The organism is Pseudoalteromonas sp. EB27 (assembly GCF_001974875.1).
Taxonomy (GTDB): domain Bacteria; phylum Pseudomonadota; class Gammaproteobacteria; order Enterobacterales; family Alteromonadaceae; genus Pseudoalteromonas.
On sequence record NZ_MTQD01000002.1, the window covers coordinates 192,400 to 209,372 of the forward strand.

At 39.1% G+C, this 16,973-nt stretch carries 19 protein-coding genes; 8 read left to right on the top strand and 11 right to left on the bottom strand.

What is annotated here, in order from left to right:
* Window positions 1-292: 292 nt before the first annotated feature.
* The 3 genes from BW142_RS03455 to BW142_RS03465 form a co-directional block, all read right to left on the bottom strand.
* Window positions 293-499 (bottom strand): hypothetical protein, encoded by a 207-nt coding sequence (locus BW142_RS03455; RefSeq protein WP_007582523.1) that lies wholly within the window; start codon window positions 497-499, stop codon window positions 293-295.
* 136 nt (window positions 500-635) lie between these two features.
* On the bottom strand, window positions 636-968 hold the full coding sequence (locus BW142_RS03460; RefSeq protein WP_143475901.1) for a hypothetical protein: 333 nt from the start codon (window positions 966-968) through the stop codon (window positions 636-638).
* 310 nt (window positions 969-1,278) lie between these two features.
* A complete protein-coding gene (locus tag BW142_RS03465) occupies window positions 1,279-2,226 on the bottom strand; it encodes a LysR family transcriptional regulator (protein ID WP_076923894.1) in 948 nt (315 codons plus the stop codon).
* Window positions 2,227-2,343: 117 nt separating this feature from the next.
* Between BW142_RS03465 and aceK the strand changes: the two genes are divergently transcribed.
* From aceK to BW142_RS03480, 3 genes are all read left to right on the top strand, one after another.
* Window positions 2,344-4,116, top strand: a complete 1,773-nt coding sequence (gene aceK / locus BW142_RS03470) for a bifunctional isocitrate dehydrogenase kinase/phosphatase (RefSeq protein WP_076923895.1) — start codon at window positions 2,344-2,346, stop codon at window positions 4,114-4,116.
* A gap of 64 nt (window positions 4,117-4,180) precedes the next feature.
* The gene (locus tag BW142_RS03475) at window positions 4,181-5,143 is read left to right on the top strand and encodes a zinc-binding dehydrogenase (RefSeq protein WP_024599363.1); all 963 of its coding nucleotides are present in this window, start codon (window positions 4,181-4,183) and stop codon (window positions 5,141-5,143) included.
* Between the two features lie 62 nt (window positions 5,144-5,205).
* Window positions 5,206-5,457: a DUF2999 family protein gene (locus tag BW142_RS03480; protein ID WP_007582532.1), complete on the top strand. Its 252-nt coding sequence runs from the start codon at window positions 5,206-5,208 to the stop codon at window positions 5,455-5,457.
* A gap of 78 nt (window positions 5,458-5,535) precedes the next feature.
* Here the strand turns inward: BW142_RS03480 and BW142_RS03485 are convergent, their stop codons facing one another.
* A complete protein-coding gene (locus BW142_RS03485; protein WP_076923896.1) occupies window positions 5,536-6,036 on the bottom strand; it encodes a fasciclin domain-containing protein in 501 nt (166 codons plus the stop codon).
* Between the two features lie 182 nt (window positions 6,037-6,218).
* Between BW142_RS03485 and lepB the strand changes: the two genes are divergently transcribed.
* Window positions 6,219-6,869, top strand: a complete 651-nt coding sequence (gene lepB, locus BW142_RS03490) for a signal peptidase I (RefSeq protein ID WP_024599364.1) — start codon at window positions 6,219-6,221, stop codon at window positions 6,867-6,869.
* 36 nt (window positions 6,870-6,905) lie between these two features.
* Here the strand turns inward: lepB and BW142_RS03495 are convergent, their stop codons facing one another.
* From BW142_RS03495 to metG, 3 genes are all read right to left on the bottom strand, one after another.
* Window positions 6,906-7,472 (bottom strand): bifunctional 4-hydroxy-2-oxoglutarate aldolase/2-dehydro-3-deoxy-phosphogluconate aldolase, encoded by a 567-nt coding sequence (locus BW142_RS03495; RefSeq protein ID WP_076923897.1) that lies wholly within the window; start codon window positions 7,470-7,472, stop codon window positions 6,906-6,908.
* Between the two features lie 169 nt (window positions 7,473-7,641).
* Window positions 7,642-7,833 (bottom strand): hypothetical protein, encoded by a 192-nt coding sequence (locus tag BW142_RS20820; RefSeq protein ID WP_076923898.1) that lies wholly within the window; start codon window positions 7,831-7,833, stop codon window positions 7,642-7,644.
* Window positions 7,834-7,961: 128 nt separating this feature from the next.
* On the bottom strand, window positions 7,962-9,983 hold the full coding sequence (gene metG / locus BW142_RS03505; RefSeq protein ID WP_076923899.1) for a methionine--tRNA ligase: 2,022 nt from the start codon (window positions 9,981-9,983) through the stop codon (window positions 7,962-7,964).
* 187 nt (window positions 9,984-10,170) lie between these two features.
* Here metG and apbC point away from each other — a divergent pair, with 187 nt between their 5' ends.
* Window positions 10,171-11,247 carry an iron-sulfur cluster carrier protein ApbC gene (gene apbC, locus BW142_RS03510; protein ID WP_076923900.1) on the top strand — a complete coding sequence of 359 codons (1,077 nt, stop codon included), beginning with the start codon at window positions 10,171-10,173 and terminating at the stop codon, window positions 11,245-11,247.
* A 6-nt stretch (window positions 11,248-11,253) separates the two neighbouring features.
* The gene (gene dcd, locus BW142_RS03515; RefSeq protein ID WP_076923901.1) at window positions 11,254-11,838 is read left to right on the top strand and encodes a dCTP deaminase; all 585 of its coding nucleotides are present in this window, start codon (window positions 11,254-11,256) and stop codon (window positions 11,836-11,838) included.
* Window positions 11,839-11,854: 16 nt separating this feature from the next.
* On the opposite strand, the gene BW142_RS03520 is transcribed toward dcd, so the two are convergent.
* Both BW142_RS03520 and BW142_RS03525 read right to left on the bottom strand, forming a co-directional pair.
* Window positions 11,855-12,640: a CLCA_X family protein gene (locus tag BW142_RS03520; RefSeq protein WP_076923902.1), complete on the bottom strand. Its 786-nt coding sequence runs from the start codon at window positions 12,638-12,640 to the stop codon at window positions 11,855-11,857.
* Window positions 12,641-12,660: 20 nt separating this feature from the next.
* The gene (locus tag BW142_RS03525; protein ID WP_076923903.1) at window positions 12,661-13,257 is read right to left on the bottom strand and encodes a tRNA-uridine aminocarboxypropyltransferase; all 597 of its coding nucleotides are present in this window, start codon (window positions 13,255-13,257) and stop codon (window positions 12,661-12,663) included.
* 137 nt (window positions 13,258-13,394) lie between these two features.
* Here BW142_RS03525 and BW142_RS03530 point away from each other — a divergent pair, with 137 nt between their 5' ends.
* Both BW142_RS03530 and BW142_RS03535 read left to right on the top strand, forming a co-directional pair.
* Window positions 13,395-13,739 carry an Hpt domain-containing protein gene (locus BW142_RS03530; RefSeq protein WP_076923904.1) on the top strand — a complete coding sequence of 115 codons (345 nt, stop codon included), beginning with the start codon at window positions 13,395-13,397 and terminating at the stop codon, window positions 13,737-13,739.
* A gap of 365 nt (window positions 13,740-14,104) precedes the next feature.
* Window positions 14,105-15,322 carry a pyridoxal phosphate-dependent aminotransferase gene (locus BW142_RS03535; RefSeq protein ID WP_024590435.1) on the top strand — a complete coding sequence of 406 codons (1,218 nt, stop codon included), beginning with the start codon at window positions 14,105-14,107 and terminating at the stop codon, window positions 15,320-15,322.
* 380 nt (window positions 15,323-15,702) lie between these two features.
* On the opposite strand, the gene BW142_RS03540 is transcribed toward BW142_RS03535, so the two are convergent.
* Window positions 15,703-16,170, bottom strand: a complete 468-nt coding sequence (locus BW142_RS03540) for a glycine zipper 2TM domain-containing protein (protein WP_008134100.1) — start codon at window positions 16,168-16,170, stop codon at window positions 15,703-15,705.
* Between the two features lie 178 nt (window positions 16,171-16,348).
* Window positions 16,349-16,969 (bottom strand): penicillin-binding protein activator LpoB, encoded by a 621-nt coding sequence (gene lpoB / locus BW142_RS03545; protein ID WP_076923905.1) that lies wholly within the window; start codon window positions 16,967-16,969, stop codon window positions 16,349-16,351.
* Between the last annotated feature and the right edge of the window lie 4 nt (window positions 16,970-16,973).

Here is a 16,973-nt window from a genome sequence, read left to right on the forward strand (position 1 = left end):
CTGAAACAACCTTAAATAATGCCAATTAATTTGGTGAAAATTCGTGGCAGCGTGCACAAAACTGGAACAAGGGAAACAATAGAGGTATCGAGAAAATATATTAATTAATTGTTTTTATTGAACTTTAATTATTTCATGAAGTTGGTACTAAGCTTGCAAATCATACAGTGTAGGTACATTCCTATTTCTACTACCCCAAAAGCGCCATGGTATTTTCCCAAAGTTGAATACCATGGCGCTTTTTTATTTTTCGCGTGTATTTTATTTAGCCTTAGCAATAACAGTAGTAATGTTAAATTTTAACAAAGTAGGGAATGGCAACTAAAATAGCGCCTACAATAAGCAACATACTTACACTGGTCATAAAGTACGGAAACACTAATAACGATAAACCAATACAAAGTGGTACTACGGCTTTTTTTCTTCGCCCGTAAGTAAGGTAGCCAATACCTATGCCACCAAATAAAACACTCCATGCAATTATTGATGCACTATCCATTTATAAATTACCTATTAAAAATACTGTTTCTGAATTTTTATATTATTAGTGCTATTTGTTAAAGGAGGAAAGTTAAGTGCTTTAATAATTTCAGCTTCAATAGCATAAGGTTTTAAAGTACAGCAAAGGCCTGAGGTTAGTCATTTTTACTTTCATATTTAAACTCGAATGAAATTATTGCAGCCAATATACCTCCAGACGCTAATATAGCAGCGCTAAATAACATCTCCCATAATAATTTTTTCAATAGTAGAGTCTGATGAATATTTGTAAAAATTACGCTCCAAGTTTGTTTAAAGTTGTATAAATTAACAACTTCATGAACATCATATACAAAAGTACCTAACCCATTCAAAAAGTATGCAAGAGCTATATAAACAAAAAGTCGTGCAGTAAATAAGAGAGTTTTTAAATTGTCAGTTTCAACTTTAGAGAAAGGAAGAAAGCTAATTTTGGTGGCCTTACTCATTATAAGTGAACACTTTAAATATAAGTATTGGTACATAAAATTCCATTTTTTAATATGTCGTAGATTCTTGATAACGAGTATCTAAAGTTATTGGCTTTATATTACTAATTAAGAATAACCCAGTACCTATTTTGATTCAATTCTTTAGCGAACATTGTATTTGAGTTGGAATTCTAGTTTTCACTAGGTAATTTCTAACTCAATGTATTTAAAATGCTGACCAAGCTACCAGCTCAAAACCTGATGATTCAGTACATAGCACTGGCTTTCGCGTTAGGCTCTTGAGCATTAATTAAATGCTTACTCTTAATTACCTATCTGCAATTGTTTTAGCGAATGCTAATAACTCACGCCTTAACCACTGGTGCGCTGGCGCGTGGTGCAGTAGCGGGCTCCATATCATTTTCACCTCAATAGGGACTATTTGGAATGGCACAGGGCTGATCACTAAATCAGTATGAGAAGCTAATAACTTAGCCTGCCTGCGCGGTAGTGTGGCAATAAGTTGTTCTGATTGGCAAAGCAGGCTTGCAACCATGTAGTGGCGAGTAAAAACACGTATTTTACGAGTTTGTTCTAGCTGCCAAAGCGCTTCGTCTACCCAGCCTAATTTTTGCTTTCCCGATTTATTAGTAACCGCTGCCTCTGGCCCCCAGCCGGCACGGTTTACCCAAATGTGTTCTTTTTGTAAGTAGTCTTCTAACCCTGATTGGTGTAAAAATGTATTTTTAGGATGGGTTAAACAACAGTAATTATCGCGCCAAACACTGGCTTGATGAAACGAGCGTGGTAGGCCATTAAAGCGGTTTATTGCTAAATCAATAGTGCCTTTTTCCATGTCTTGCAGGTTAACGTCGCTTGGGCTTAATACGTCAAAATTAATACCAGGACTTTTACTAAGCTGCGCGGTTATAAAAGGGGCTATTAAGGTCGACTCTATGTAGTCGTTTGCCATTATTCTAAACGTAACTTCTGCGGTTGCAGGGTTAAATTGATCACTAGGCTGCGTAATTGCTTCGGCCATTTTTAAGAGCGCCTCCACTTCAGGCTTTAATGCAAGTGCCTTTGCTGTTGGTGTCATAGAGCCTGCGGCACGCACAAGTAGCGGGTCGTCAAATAAATCGCGTAAACGTTTTAATGCATTACTCATAGCCGGTTGCGTAAGCGCGAGTTTATTGGCAGCCTTTGAAACACTTTTCTCATCTATTAACACATTTAAATAAACGAGAAGGTTGAGATCGACATTACGTATATTCATAGGATCAATTTTATTTATATGCTTTATTAATTACCTAAATTAAAGCCTGCTTGCTAAGGTGTAAACCATTAATAAAAAATAACCGCCATAACTGGCATCAATATAAGTGCTGTATTTATGCAAAATAGGTTAACAAATCAATCGAATAATGCGCTACAACATGTTGTAGCCAGGAAGCTTGCACGATCTGTTTTTGCAGGATTTGAGGCGATGTTTTCGCAATTTTTAAATATTACACTGGGTGCACAAAGCCGTTTTGAACAACGAAAGTACCACAGTGTGCAAAGTGCTATGCGTGAACGTTTACAGGTTTACGAACGCGAAGTAAAAAACGTGAGTGAAGCCGTGAGAGTAATTGCTTACGCTGAACTTACTTGCCCGCAAACGTGGCAGTTAGCTAAAAATATTTATGGCGATATGGTACAAAATCACGAAAATAAACCTATTGCGCATACCTTTTTTAACTCAACGTTTGGCGCAATTTGGGACGATAAAAAAATTCGTACTGTGCATTTGTTTGTATTAAAAGCAAAGTATCGTAGTGAGCCGCGCTCTTATGAAAGCTTAGTGAGTAGGGTGTCGTTACATAATGGGTTTAATAATGCCGTTAAAACGCTTATCACTAATCAAGTATTTAGAGTGCCGTTTAGCCAGTTAGAACGCGATGTAGCCACTTTACAAAGTACGTTAATGCAAGGCGCTAAGCAGCAATGCAAACAGGTGTACGAACTTATAAATTTAAATGACGGGTATATTGAATACGCCAACTCATTATTTTTTAGAAACAAAGCCTGTTATTTAATTGGGCGCTGCATTGCTAAAAATGGCGACAACATGCCTTTTGCTATCGCTATTTTAAATACCGATGAGGGACTAAAGATTGATGCTGTAATGATGGGCGCCGATCAATTAAGTTTATTATTTGGTTTTGCACGCACCTATTTTATGGTTGATACCGATAAACCCGCTCGTTATGTAGATTACTTAAGTGTGTTAATGCCACACAAACAACGCTTTGAATTATTTAACGCCATTGGTTTTATAAAGCACGCCAAAACTGAGTTTTATCGGCACAAAGTTGATACGACTAAAAATAGCCCAGCCAACTTCAAGTATGTTACAGCACCAGGGACGCCAGGTATGGTAATGCTGGTATTTACTATTGAAGGGTTAGATTACGTTTATAAAGTAATCAAAGACAAATTCAGTGCGCCAAAAACAGCCACCAAAGCACAGGTGAAAGAAAAGTATAACTTTGTAAAACAAGCCGATAGGGTTGGTCGTTTGGTCGACACACACGAATTTAGATATTTAGCGTTTGATTTAAGCCGTTTTAGCGATGAACTGCTTGAGCAGATGAAAAGCCAAATTGGCAGCAGTATGGTTATATCTGGCAAGGCACTTATTTTAAAGCACGTTTATGTTGAGCGTAAAATGACCCCGCTTAATTTATATATTACCCAATGCGATAACAAAACCTTAGAACGAGTGATGCATGACTACGGTAAAGCAATTAAAGAGTTAGCGGGTGCTAATATATTTCCGGGCGACATGCTAATGAAAAACTTTGGCGTAACGCGATGGGGGCGAGTTGTGTTTTACGACTTTGACGAAATTTGCCCACTAACCGATTGCAACTTTAGAGAGGTGCCACAAACCCAAAATGCACTTGAAGAGCTAAGTAGAAACTCGTATTTTGATATAGCTGAAAACGATATATTTCCGAGCCAATTTAAGGTGTTTTTTAGCGCCAACGAGATTGCGTTTAATTATTTTAATAATAAGCACAGTAACTTGTTTTTAGCGACGTTTTGGCAAGGTTGTCAGCAACAAGTACATAATGGTTATCTACCCGATGTTTATCCTTACAAACAAAGTTGGCGCTTTTGAGGTTGTTTGAATCTGTGTTCATCCCCATTTATATGTTATTACAGTTTTTAAACTTGGAGCAACAATGAAATATATTTCTCATGAAGATGGTAATCTTGCATTTAGTGAAACCGAAAAACCGGTTTTAAAGAGCCATGAAGTACTTGTTAAAGTTGCAGCAATAGGTGTAAACCGTGCAGACAGTATGCAGCGCCAAGGTAAGTACCCGGCCCCTGCGGGAGATAGCCCTATTTTAGGTTTAGAATGTGCGGGTACAGTCACCGAGCTCGGTAAAGATGTAGATAACACTTGGCTAAACAAACGTATTTTTACGTTGTGCTCAGGCGGCGCTTACAGTGAATATGTAGCCGTTGATGCAAAGCAGCTTATGGAATTACCCGATGATGTAACAATGGCTGAAGGCGCTGCAATAAGCGAAGTGTATTTAACAGCATTTGGCGCGTTATTTGAGCTTGGTAAATTACAAAAAGGGCAAACAGCGCTTATTCATGCAGGTGCTAGTGGCGTGGGCGGTGCAGCAATTCAAATGGCCAAAAGCGCAGGTGCTACCGTTGTTATTACCGCAGGTACGGATGACAAATGCCAACATGCAAAAGAGCTCGGTGCCGATCATGCAATTAACTACAAAACCACCGACTTTGTAGAATATATGAAAGCAAATGACTTAACAGCAAATGCAATTGTAGATCCGGTGTCGGGGAGTTATTTAAATAAAAATGCCGCTATTGCAGCGATGGATTGCCAAATTGTGATGCTTGCATTTTTAGATGGACGTTTTGCAGAAGTTGATTTTGCGGCGCTTTTACGCAAACGTATTTCGTTTCATGCATCAACACTTAGAAACCGCAGCATTGATTTTAAACGCCAGGTGCGCGACGACTTTGTAGCGCGTTTTTACAATGATATTGCCACTAAAAAGTACGACTTTAACCTGTATAAAACATTGAATTGGAGCGACGCAAACGAAGCTCATGCTATTTTAGAGCGTAATGAAAATGCTGGTAAAGTTGTTTTACTTGTAGAGTAACTCTTTAATTTTAGGGTTTAGCCCATATACTAAGCCCTATAAAAAACACTTAAGGTTTAATAATGAATCCAATACTAGCAATACTTAAAGAGCACAATGTAAGCGACGAAAAAGTAAAAGCATTGTTTGAAGCGTTTACTCAAAACCCAATGATGGCAATGGCGCTTGTTCAAGAGCTTGGTATTCCGCCAGAAAAACTACAGCAACTAATGGCAGTAGTAATGACTCAACCGCACCTTATTAAAGAAGCGACTGACGAACTTGGTTTAGATTTTGAAAAAGTAAAAGAAGCGAAAGAAAAACTAAATCAATAATTTGTTATGTGATGAAAAAATAAATAAAAAAGCATAAGTACTTACTTATGCTTTTTTATTTGGCTTATTCTTTTATGACTACTCTTTTGGAAGTAGTACTGTGTCGATAACATGAATTACGCCGTTGCTTGCTTTTACATCAGCTTTTACAACTTTAGCGTCATTTATCATTACACCCATACTGTCGGCTTTAACCATAACTGATTGGCCTTGTAGTGTTTTAGCGCTATCTACCTTCATTACATCGGCTGCCATCACTTTTCCAGACACTACGTGATAAGTTAATACCGCCGTTAGCTTGTCTTTGTTTTCAGGCTTGAGAAGCATTTCTACAGTGCCTTCAGGTAATTTAGAAAATGCAGCATCTGTTGGTGCAAAAATAGTAAATGGTCCCTTACCTTGTAGCGTTTCAACTAAGCCTGCGGCTTTTACAGCAGCAACAAGGGTAGTAAACGAACCATTTTCAACGGCTACCTCAACAACGTCTTTTTTCATACCGTGATGATCAGCATAAGCCGCTGTAGTAAATCCAAGGCTTGCAGTTGTAAACAATAATGCAGTAGTAATTTTCTTAAACATTTTATTTTCCTTTAAGTTAATACCCGTTGGTTTCGTTAAATGTTACGACGCTCTAAATTTAATCGATCATTTATATTTTGAGTAAACATGTTTTGTTACATCATTGATTGAACTGCAGCTAATTAGCAAAGTCATATAAACAGTTACTCAATTAAAGACTTGTTCAATTGAAGGGAATAGGCATGAAATTAGTTTATAAGTTTTGGAAAAATAACCGCTCTCTTATCGTATTTATTGCACTGATGAGCGTATTTAGAAGCGCTGTTGCTGATTGGTACGAAGTGCCAACAGGCTCAATGAAGCCAACAATTCAAGAAGGTGACAGAATACTTACCGATAAAATGGCCTACGATATTCGCGTCCCATTTACGCACATAAAATTACTAAAACTAGCGGACCCACAAACCGGTGATATTATTGTTTTTGACTCACAAGCTGCCGATAATCGTTTAATTAAACGTGTAATTGGTGTGCCAGGAGACACCGTTGCGCTTGAAAATAATGAGCTCATTATTAATGGTAAAAAACTTAATTATGCAGATAAGCAAAGCAATATAGACTCGCTTGATAAAATCGAAGATTTAAACGGATTAGAGCATTCGATAAGAGTGGCAAATATTCCTTCACGTTTATCGGGGTTTGATGCAATTACAATTCCTGATGATTATTATTTAGCAATGGGTGATAACCGCGACAATAGCGCTGACTCGCGTGTCATAGGTTTAATTCCGCGTAATGAGTTATTAGGAAAAGCAGAACGCGTTATAGTGTCTCTTGATTACGATAACTATTACCTACCAAGAAAAGACCGCGTATTGAAAAAGCTCAATTAAAAAAGATGATTAATTTTATAGTTAAAGTATAACTGCCTATTTAGGCAGTTTACTTATATAGTTTTTTACAAGCTTGCTAAGGTCACTACGTTCTTGTTCGGTATTTAATATCTTACAAAAATCGCCACTTACTGCAGCACCACAAGCGCCTGCTTCAAACCATTGTGATAAGTTATCCAAAGTAATACCTCCAACAGGCATTAGTTGCGCCTCTGAAAATGGGCCTGTTAACGCTTTGAAGTAACCAACGCCCATACTGCCCGCAGGAAACACCTTAATAATATCTGCGTTATATTCAATTGCATTTGCTACATCGGTAGGTGTTAGCGCGCCCATTAATACTGGTAACCCGTGCTGGTGGGTAAGTTCGACAACTGATTTGTTGGTATTTGGCGTTACAATAAACTGTGCGCCTGCATCAATTGCTTGCTGAACAAGGGTGGTGTTAATTATTGTGCCTGCACCAATAAGTGCGTTTTTATGCGCTGCACGCGCTTTTGCTATTTCTTGCTCAAAGCCAGGTGTGTTTGAAGTGATCTCTAATGCGTTTATGCCCGCATTTATTAGGGCCTGTTGACCTTTCAGGATTAAAATTTGTTCAATCTAGGGGCTATTTAATCGCGGCGCGAGGTTTGTAACCTAGTGGGCTAAGTAAAAACCGAGCAACAAAGAGTAAATTGCCCCTAGGCAGAACCCTTCGGGCAGAACCCTTCGGGAAGCGCCTGTTTGGCATTTATGCTGCGTTATCGCCTATTTATGGGGAATAACCACACTACATAGGCTCTGCCTTGCCTAAACACCAAACAGTCTGCTGCAAATTTAACCTCGAAAGATAAACAGGCCCTAAACAATCAATTAATGGTGCTACATCGGTTTGTTGTTTTAAGCGCAGTATGGCGACTAACTTGTGTTGCTTTATTTGGCTACTTACTTTTGTTCTGTTGGTATCTAAAATTTGGGTCATAATTACAATTCACTTTATTTAATGCAAAGGCGTTTGTATAAACGGCTAGGCTTAATATATGACTAAACATTACTTTTGCCCATAAAAAAACCGCTGATGTATCAGCGGTTTTTATTGTATGAGTAATATTACATTACGCGCATACCAGGCTCTGAGCCGTCATCTGGGTTAAGAATATAAATTTCTTTTCCGCCAGGACCTGCTGCTAATACCATGCCCTCAGACATACCAAAGCGCATTTTACGAGGCTTAAGGTTAGCGACCATAACGGTTAACTTACCTTCAAGATCCTCTGGTGCGTAAGCTGATTTAATACCTGCAAACACTTGGCGAGTTTCGCCGCCTAAATCAAGTGTTAGCTTAAGTAGTTTATCAGCGCCTTCTACGTGCTCTGCTTTAGCAATTTTAGCTACGCGTAAGTCTACTTTTGCAAAGTCATCAAATTCTATTTCGTCGCTAATCGGCTCTTTTGCAAGTGGGCTGTTAGGGTCAATAGTTACTTTTGGCGCTAAGCTTTCTTTAGATTCTTCAACCATTTTATTTACTTTATCCATTTCAACACGCTGCATTAACGGTTTGAATTTATTGATAGGGTGGCTTACTAGCGCATTTTGAACGCCGTCCCATGCAAGGTCGTCATTTAAAAATGCTTGTACGTTGTCGGCCATTTCTGGTAGCACTGGTTTTAAGTAAGTAATTAAAACGCGGAACAAGTTAAGACCAAGAGAACACACTTCGTGTGCTTCTTGTTGCTTAGTTTCGTCTTTAATTAATACCCAAGGTGCTGCGCCATCAATAAATTGGTTTGCTTTGTCGGCAAGCGCCATTATTTCGCGAATTGCGCGGCTGTAATCGCGGTTCTCATAGTGTGTTGTAATGCTAGGTGCAGCCGCTTGAAACTCTGCTAACAGCTCTGGTTGCATAATAGTGCTGCTTAGCTTGCCATCAAACTTTTTAGTAATAAAGCCAGCACAACGGCTCGCTATGTTTACTACTTTACCTACTAGGTCTGAATTTACGCGTTGTGCAAAGTCTTCTAGGTTTAAATCAAGATCAACAATACCGCTGCTTAATTTTGCTGCGTAGTAGTAACGTAAGTACTCTGGGTTTAAGTTATCTAAATAAGTACGCGCTTTAATAAACGTACCCTTTGATTTAGACATTTTTTCGCCATTTACAGTAACAAAACCATGAGCGAATACGTTAGTTGGCTTTCTAAAATTAGCGCCTTCTAACATTGCTGGCCAAAATAAGCTGTGGAAATAAATGATGTCTTTACCAATAAAGTGATAAAGCTCAGCGTCTGAACCTTCAGCCCAAAACTCATCAAAGTTGATGCCTTTTTTATCACATAGGTTTTTAAAGCTCGCCATGTAACCAATAGGTGCATCTAACCAAACGTAAAAATATTTGCCCGGTGCATTTGGAATTTCAAAACCAAAGTAAGGCGCATCACGGCTAATATCCCACTGCTGCAGGCCATCGGTAAACCATTCGTCTAGCTTGTTAGCCATTTCTTGCTGAATAGTGCCCGAGTGTAGCCACTCTTTTAACATGCCTTCAAATGCTGGCAGGTCAAAAAAGTAATGTTCAGAATCTTTAAGCACAGGCTCAGCGCCTGACATTACAGAGCGCGGATTAATGAGTTCGGTTGGGCTGTATGTAGCACCACACGAATCACAGCTATCGCCGTTTTGGTTTTCAGACTTACATGTTGGGCAAGTACCAGTTACAAAACGATCGGGTAAGAAAATACCTTTTTCAGGATCGAATAATTGCGAAATAGTGTGCTTTTTAATATGACCGGCATCGTTTAGGCGGTTATAGATAAGTTCGCTAAATTCTTTGTTTTCTTGGCTGTGCGTGCTGTGGTAGTTATCAAATTTGATATTAAAGTCAGCAAAGTCGCGTTGGCGCTCTATGCTCACTTGTTTTACCATTTCTTCAGGCGTGATCCCTTGCTTTTGCGCATTAAGCATAATTGGCGTGCCGTGGGCATCGTCTGCGCAAACATAATAAGCTTCGTGGCCCTGTAGTTTTTGAAAACGTGACCAAATATCAGTTTGAATATATTCCAATAAATGACCTAAGTGAGTAGGGCCATTTGCATAAGGTAATGCGCTGGTAATCAGGATCTTTCGCTGCGTCATAATCATTCCGAATTGAGGATAAAACGCCGTTTTTATTATACAAACGGCAATTATCATTAATTTATCTACAAGCTATCTGCTTAGAGTGTGCACAGCTTATGGATTTTTATTAATTGACTGGTGTTAATGCCCTGAATGTTACATAATTCCGTGGCACTTTTCATCAAAGAAACGCTATTTAATTGCTATGTTTGGACTGTCGAAACTATTCTCTTCTAAATCGGTGCAAAAACAACCGATTATTACTGCCTTAGCGGCATATCGCAGTGCGGCTTTTGCCGTCGGTATTGACGAAAGCTTCATTGATACTATTACTCAAAATGACGATAAATCACTACAGATAAAATTAACCCTGCCATTTGCTGGACAATCAGAAATGCCTTTAGTTGAGCAACACGTAAGTGAAAGCTTAAATGTGCCAGTAACAATTAGCGCCAAGGTTATCATTAAAGAAGCAGCTAAGTTTAAAGCGATTAAACATATTGTGCTTATTGCCTCAGGCAAAGGCGGAGTAGGTAAGTCGACTACCGCTGTTAACTTGGCGGGCGCCCTTAAAAACGAAGGAGCAAAGGTGGGTATTTTAGATGCTGATATTTATGGCCCGTCTATTCCAATGCTTTTAGGTTTGGTGGGCGCAGAGCCCGTCACTAAAGATAACAAACAATTACAGCCTTTTGATGCAAACGGCATTAAAGCGCAATCTATTGGATTTTTAGTACCAAGCGATGATGCCACTGTATGGCGCGGACCAATGGCGTCAGGCGCACTTAACCAGTTACTTAACGAGACTGATTGGGGCGAGCTTGATTACTTAATTGTGGATATGCCACCAGGTACCGGTGATATTCAGCTTACAATGAGTCAAAAAGTTCCCGCGAGCGGCACTGTTATTGTAACGACACCGCAAGACTTAGCGCTAGCCGATGCGCAAAAAGGCATTGCCATGTTTAATAAAGTAAACGTACCGGTTCTAGGCCTAATAGAAAACATGAGTCACTACATTTGCAGCCACTGTGGTGAAGCTAACCACGTATTTGGTAAAGATGGTGCACAAAAGCTTGCACACAAACACGGTGTACCCGTACTTAGCCATATTCCTCTTGCAATAGATATACGCGAGTATTCTGAGCAAGGGAAACTTATTGCCAACGATAACGAGGCGGCAATAAGCAAAACATACAGCGCAGCAGCGAGGCTTATAGCCAGCACGCTCTATTATCAACAGCATCACAATGCGATTGAAATTGTGATTACGGAAGATTAGTAAATAATGAGACTTTCAGACACACATATTAATGAATACCTAAGCGACGGTCGCATTGTTATTGAGCCTGCGCCAACGAGCGAGATGATTTCAGGCGTGACTGCCGATTTGCGCTTAGGGAATAAATTTAGAACTTTTAATGCGCATAATGCCGCATACGTCGATTTAAGTGGCCCAAAAGATCAGTTAAATAAAGCCATGGAATCAATCATGAGTGAAGAAATAGTGCTTGATGAAGGTGAAGCATTCTTTTTACACCCAGGTGAACTCGCTTTAGCTATTACACACGAAAAAGTAACGTTGCCAGCAGACATAGTAGGGTGGTTAGATGGACGCTCATCGCTTGCGCGTTTGGGTTTAATGGTGCATGTAACCGCGCACAGAATCGACCCAGGCTGGAGCGGTAATATTGTTTTAGAGTTTTACAACTCAGGTAAATTACCACTGGCACTTCGCCCCCTGATGAAAATTGGTGCAATGAGCTTTGAAATGCTTTCAGGCCCATGCGAAAACCCTTACAACATTCGTAAAGACGCAAAGTATAAAGATCAAAGCAGTGCGGTAGCAAGCCGCATTAGTGACGATAAATAATCACCAAATATAGGCTTTACTCGTCTATTTTATGAAGCGCGTAACCCAGTAGTTCAAAATACTGATTAAGCGCTTCATTTGCTTTATTAATATGCTCAGCGTTTGGGTATATTAAATTACTACTTTGTAAGCCTCCCACCAAAAAGCTATTTTTTATATGTGAATGCTGCTCAATACACGCTTCAAAACAACGTGCTGCAAGTTCCTCTGGCATGCTCATATAATTCATGTTTTGTGCTTTATCGTGTTCTATGCATGTTTGTACAAAGCTATTAGCATCCACACCATCCTCATTTAAAAATACATATTTATAAAAATTGTTTAAAGCATTATTAAGTGGGTGCGATAAATTAGGCGTGTTTGAAAGCCATAGTTTTGAGGCAAAACCAAATCGTGGTTTTGCTGCAAATAAATGCTCGCTTATATGATGATCAAATGCATGAAACCATTCGTGAGCGAGTGCGCCACCGCCTGCATTTTTTGCAAGAGCAAGCGTTTGAGAAGCCGCATTATAATGCGCTTGCACGCCTTTTTGACCACCATGGCCAAATGCAAAATTAAGCTTCTCGCGCAGGCCAATAGCTTTGGGTGGTAAATGCAGTATTTGGGCAAGGTCGGCCAGCGCATCGTAAATTAAATTAGCGCTAATGTAGCGCTCTTCTTTGGTTACCCATTTACCTACCACCATTGATCTAAAACCAAAGGTATCTCTGATATCGCTAAAATCGACTTGGTCGTCAAAGCGATAGTCGGGGCCTTGGCGAGTAAAGCCACGTTTTAGTCTGTTTGGGTAACTACGCATTTAAATTCATGGCACCGTATTTAATCTAAGTAACGTGCTTTTACGTGATCGGGCATGTGTTGGGTTTGTTTTTGTATTAATTCATCAAGCACATTATAAAGTGGTGCGGGGTTTAGCTGCTCTATTAAAAACAAACTATGCGCGACGGCTTCAAGTGTGGATAGGCTGTCGACCCGAGGGGCTTTACGGATTGCATAACGGTTTTTAGGTAGTTTTTTAAAGCTGACCGTTTTGAACTGATTTAGTAATGGGGTGAGTTGTAAAATTTTATAGGCCTTTTTCCATGTACCATCAACCACGATTAAATGAGTGATTTTTTTTATACTTGGTTGCTCAACGCTATCGTCTAAATTTATAGCATTTTCGCTAGGGTAGAGCAAAACAGTAGAGCTTATTGGCAGTGTTTTTAGTATGGAAAAGTCATCATTATTTTCACCTTTGATTATTTGGCAATCAGTTAAGCATAAATTCAATAGCTTAGCGGTATTTTTTGCTATTTTTTCTTCGCTTGGGTGTTGTAGAATAATAACCGTAACTTTGTTATTTATATTTGTAGTTGCGCTGCAAATACAGGTGTTAAGTGCAAAGTTACAATGATTACAAAGTGTGCGTGCCATTTAATAAACTTTTTGTTGCCAGTATGATCCTCATAATTATACATTTATAAGGTAATTAAGTTGGTTTTTTTTACGCATCAATATAAAGTAGTACTATTAAACTGTAATTTACATGGATTGTTTTAAGGGCTTAAAATATGACAGAAATAAATATAGATACATCAGCATTAGAGAGTATGGAATCATTATTGGGTGAGCAGTTTGCTGATACACTTGATTTTTGCTGCTCGGAGTTTGAACGTTTAGGCTCTGAAGTGTTAGCAACCATTGGAAAAGACAGAGAAGCGGCTATTCGTCATTCTCATAGTTTAAAATCTAACGCTGCGCAGTTTGGTGCTTCAAGCCTTGCTGAGGTTTCTCGTGTTATTGAACAAAATTTAAACCTAGATAACTTAGCTGAAGCCATCGACGCATCTGATAGTTTAATGGCTCAAGTAACAGGCTCTCAAGCTAAGTTAAATGAATGGTTAGCATCTCGTTAAAGATATAAGCCAAACGTGAATTTATTTCAGTATTAAGCGCTTAAATACACTGGCATTTTACGCCTTTACTAGGTTAGTCTAAAGATTCACTAGGGCGTGTTGATCTTTCGGGATTGAATTTGCAACGAGTGTCTGGTTTTAGGTTAGGCAGAGCCTATGCAGTGTGGTTTTTCCACATAAATAGGCGATAACAACACATAAAATCCAAACACGCATTGCCCAGAGGGTTCTTCCTAGGGGCTATTTTCTCTTTGTTACTCAATTTTTACTTAGCCCACTAGGTTACAAATCTCGCGCCGCGATTAAATCGCGCCTAGGTTGAACAAATTTAATCCATAAAGTCAATACGCCCTAAAGAGGTAAAAATGTCTGATATTAAAAAGAGTCACAAATTAGAAGGTGTATGTTATGACATTCGTGGGCCGGTTTTAGCGCAAGCTAAAAAAATGGAAGACGAAGGTCAAAAAGTATTAAAATTGAATATAGGTAATCCGGCCGCCTTTGGTTTTGATATGCCAGAAGACATGCACCGCGATATTATCCGCAACTTATATTCAGCCCAAGGTTACTGTGACTCTAAAGGCCTCTATTCAGCCCGCGTGGCTATTTATCAGCATTACCAACAACGTGGATTACATAATTTAGATGTAGATAACATTTATATTGGTAATGGCGTAAGCGAACTTATTCAGATGATCACCCAAGCGCTATTAAATAATGGCGATGAAGTGCTTATTCCTGCTCCAGATTATCCACTTTGGACTGCTTCGGTCACGTTATCGGGTGGTAATCCGGTGCATTATTTATGTGATGAAGAGCAAGATTGGTTTCCGGACATTGCAGATATAAAAAGTAAAATAACATCTAAAACTAAAGCGCTGGTATTAATTAATCCTAATAATCCCACCGGTGCGGTTTACAGCGATGATTTGTTAATGCAATTAATTGATATAGCGCGTGAACATAAACTGCTGTTACTGAGCGATGAAATTTACGAAAAGATTTTATACGATGGTATAACTCATACTTCAATCGGCTCACTTTGTGATGATGTACCAATCATTACTTTTAATGGTTTAGCAAAAACATACCGTGCAGCGGGGCTCAGAATGGGGTGGATGGTGTTAAGCGGTCGTACTTCGGTAATGGATGATTTACGCAAAGGCCTAGAAATACTTTCATCTATGCGTTTGTGCGCTAATGTACCTGCACAATATGCAATTCAACAGGCGCTTGGCGGTGTGCAATCAATTGATAGTCTAATAAACCCAGGTGGGCGCTTGTATGAGCAGCGTGATATTGCGTGGCGCGGATTAAATGATATTGAAGGCATTAGTTGTAAAAAACCTAAAGGCGCGCTCTATGCGTTTGCCAAAGTAGATACAGCACTTTTTAACGTCAAAGATGATGAAAAAATGATGTACGATTTGCTAAAAGCAGAAAAAATATTACTTGTGCATGGTAGGGCGTTTAATTGGCCTGAGCCGGATCATTTTAGATTGGTATTTTTACCAAGCAAAGATGATTTATCCGATGCGATGTTAAAAATGAAGCGCTTTTTTAAAGACTATCGCCAAGTATAGTTATTAAAAAAATAATAAAAAACGAGCCAAATTTGGCTCGTTTTTACTTTAATCATGAATATATTAACAGGGCGTGTTGATCTTTGTGGATTGAAATTTGTCCAATCTAGGGGTGATTAAATCGCGACGCGAGATTTGTAACCTAGTGGGCTCGGTAACTGCTCCTGCGTTACCCTACTGGCTTACATCCATGTAAGAATAAGTAAAAACCGAGCAACGAAGAGTTAATTGCCGCTAGGCAGAACCCTTCGGGCAGCGCATGTTTGGGATTTATGCTGCGTTATCGCCTATTTATAGGGAACAACCACAGTTCATAGGCTCTGCCTTGTCTAAATACCAAACATTCTGCTGCAAATTCAACCACCAAAGTTCAGCACGTCCTAGTACGCTTTATCTACACGCACTGTGTTGTCGTTCAAATACACTAATCTTACGTTATCGCCTTTGCTAAAACGCATAGATTGGTCCTGATCTTGAACAACCATAAACTGGTCGCCATTTTCAACTTGTATTAATAACTCTACAAAGTGATTTTGCTGATAATGGCTTTGCTGCTGCCTATTATGTGCAACACTGCCACCAATTACCGAGCCCAATATTGTTGCTACTGTGCGGCCGCTACCGCCACCAAACTGGTTGCCTACTACACCACCGAGTAATGCGCCGCCGAAGGTTTTCCAGCCATTGTTTTTGTCTTGAATGATTTCTTGCTCGGTAATATTGCGTACCGATTTTACGTCACCAAATAAAACTTGCTGCACAGGGACTGCTTTATTGCGCTCGTATTTAGCAAACGTAGGCGCGCTTATTGTAAGTAAAGCGCACATAATTACAGTAATTGCTTTCATAACTTGCTCCTTTTATACCAACCTGCATAAATCTTTGATCAATTTAACGAATTAAATTGCGCTATAACGTCGTTAAAAATTTTTTATTTAGAACAACTAGATACAAAAATTTTTGCCTAGTACTAGCGTAATTTTCTTAACGTTAAATAGACCCCATATATAAGCAGATTGGTATTAGCTACCAGCCAAAGGTTGATTTTTCTTTAGTTTTACGAATTTCAGTTTCGTCTGCCCACTCAACTAGGCCGCTTTCCATATCCATTAAACGCATTGTAAATTTATAATATACGTCTGATTTATCAGCATTTGATTTAACGATACTTGATAAGTTTCCATATAACATATATTGCGCGCCAATTTGTTTACCAAATGCAACGGCTGTTGTAGGGTTAACAAGGGCATCTTCGTTTTGAAACGTTAATTGCTCACGTACTGACTCAACACGGGTCATATCTACAAAACGAAACTTACCGCTGCGTAGCATTTGTGTTGAGATTGAATCGGTGATTGATTCTGTATCAATGTGCTCGCTGGTTTTATTTTTAATACGCTCAACAAATACTACAGGGCGTTTATTGGCGGTCATTGTGCCAACAACAGGTGAGCTGAGTAATGAGTCGGTCATTTGACTCGCTACTTTTTGTAAGTCGGTAGAACCAAAATTAATATCTGTAGTTTCTACTGCTTGTGCGTCGCCATAACTTACTACGGCTTTATTAGCACAGCCACTTAACACTAAAGCGCTCAAGCCAACTAGAGCGTAAGTTGATACTGTTTTAAATTTGTTACTGATGATCATAGTT